This is a genomic window from Thiohalocapsa sp., assembly GCF_019695415.1.
Classification (GTDB): Bacteria; Pseudomonadota; Gammaproteobacteria; order Chromatiales; family Chromatiaceae; genus Thiohalocapsa.
Window position 1 is genome coordinate 1 of the sequence record NZ_JAIFKJ010000334.1, and the last position, 1814, is coordinate 1814.

Sequence of the window (1814 nt, forward strand, 5' to 3'; positions counted from 1 at the left end):
AGCAATTGGTCAGCTGTACGTTATTTCCGATGCTGACGTATTGTGGGTCCGGAATGTTCGTCCAGGGACGCAAGCTGACATGCTCTCCGATATGTGCGAAATGTCCATGCCGCCTTAGGAAATCCCCCAGCTCTTCTCCGCTCGGCTTGCAAATCCGCCGATAGAGACCCTTCGCGATACCGCGCTCAAAGGCCAGCCACCGCAGCACCCGCCTAATCCCGCGCATCATACTCTTACTCCCGCCCGATCTGGGCGCACTCGATCTGTAGACTACGCTGCGGTCCGTCTGCACTCGACCCATTCCTCTGATCAGAAGCCTGAGGTTGGCCTGATACTGCAGCGGCTGCGAGGCCTGTTCCCGCCGTTGCCCAAAGAAGGGGCCTTGGTGTTTGTCTCGGTCATCTGCGGTCGTCTCTCAGTTAAAGGCCCGCGCTGCCGCCGCCTCGTCGTCGAAGATCTGGAACACGGTATGCAATCGAGTGAGCTCGAACAGCGCTTGCAGGTTAGTGCCCATGCCGACGAGATGCACGTCCCCGCCCTGCTTGCGGGCCGCCTGCAGGGCGCTCACCAGCACGGCGAGGCCGCTGGAATCCATGAAGTTCGTGTCCGTCAAGTCCACGATGAGCTTGCCGTTTCCTTGGCCAATGATCCCCTTCAGCGTGGTCCGCGCAGCGGCGGCGTTGGCCATCATCAGCCGCTCCGGCAGCTTGACGATGTCGATATCGTTTTCGGTGCGATGCTCGAGCTGCATATTCTCTTCTCCGGCAAAAGTCAGCGCAGTGGGGCTAGACAACGTAAACTAAAGCCTGCGCATCAAAGTCAGCACGTTCTCGTCGCCTTGCGCGGAGAGGACAGCCGAATCGGTCCATTCGCGGATGATATGCCATCCCCGGCCGGATTCCGCGTCCAAGGCAGCTTCGTGGTCCGGCAAGGGTGTTGGGGCAGGTCTTCCTCGATCACGGATCTCGACGACGATCGCATCCGCGCGTCTCTCCCAAAACAACGAGATCGGCTGTCCGGCCTCCCCGCCGTAAGCATGCTCGATACAGTTGTTGACCGCCTCGACGATTGCACAGATCCCATGAAAGGCGGCCAGCTGGTCGGGTCCGGCCTCTTCACCACAGGCCGATAGGCGGGTCTGCAGTTGCGCGACGTCCGCGGGGTCGCTGCTCAGCGCGATAGGCACCGCCAGGCTCTCGGCAGCACCGACAGAAGGCGCTCTGCCGTTGCCAGGGCTCGCGGGCGCGACGGGAACCTTGGTCTTCATCGGTGTTTTCCGGAACTTCGTGCTTGGGCTCATTCGCCGCTTCGGCTCGCTGGTCGCTCCAGCACCAGGATCGACACATCGTCCTCGAATTCCGCTGTACCGCGCCAGTCCCGCAATCGTGTCTCGAGGACGGTAACCAGGTCCGCAGCACTGCGGCCGGCGGCCTCGGCGCTGACAGCACGGAGCTGCTCGTCGCCGAATACGTCGCCCAGCGGGTTGCGGCACTCGGTGACGCCGTCCGAATGCAGAATCAGCCGATCGCCGGTGTCGAGACTCAGGCGCTGCGGCTCGTAGGTCATTTGAGGAAACATGCCTACCGGCAGCCCGCCCGGGCGCAGACTCTCGACCGCCCCAGCCTCCCGGAGCAACAGCGGCAGCGGATGGCCCGCAAGCGCGATCACCGCCTCGCCGGTGCGCTTGTCGAGCGTGCCCTACACCACGGTGGCAAAGTTTTCGACCTCACCGTCCGCAACCACGAGCAGGTCGGTTAGAGTCGCCAGGAACCGCCCCGGATCGAGTAGGTCCGCGCGGCCCCCCGTGCTTCCAT

Annotated in this window: 3 protein-coding genes and 1 pseudogene; all 4 read right to left on the reverse strand. The window is 63.0% G+C overall.

The window, feature by feature from the left end; genetic code table 11:
* Positions 1-229 (reverse strand): hypothetical protein (locus I6U14_RS09525; protein ID WP_296898790.1); only part of this gene is annotated, 229 nt, incomplete at its 3' end.
* A 186-nt stretch (positions 230-415) separates the two neighbouring features.
* Positions 416-751 (reverse strand): STAS domain-containing protein, encoded by a 336-nt coding sequence (locus I6U14_RS09530; RefSeq protein ID WP_296898791.1) that lies wholly within the window; start codon positions 749-751, stop codon positions 416-418.
* 48 nt (positions 752-799) lie between these two features.
* Entirely contained in the window at positions 800-1267 is a 468-nt protein-coding gene (locus I6U14_RS09535) for an ATP-binding protein (RefSeq protein ID WP_296898792.1), read from the reverse strand.
* Positions 1268-1296: 29 nt separating this feature from the next.
* Positions 1297-1680, reverse strand: a pseudogene (locus I6U14_RS09540) (PP2C family protein-serine/threonine phosphatase); the annotation flags it as partial.
* Between the last annotated feature and the right edge of the window lie 134 nt (positions 1681-1814).

Excerpts from the sequence above, each read along its gene's own strand:
- I6U14_RS09530 (WP_296898791.1), bottom strand. The coding sequence starts at position 751 with ATGCAGCTCGAGCATCGCACCGAAAACGATATCGACATCGTCAAGCTG.
- I6U14_RS09535 (WP_296898792.1), bottom strand. The coding sequence starts at position 1,267 with ATGAAGACCAAGGTTCCCGTCGCGCCCGCGAGCCCTGGCAACGGCAGA.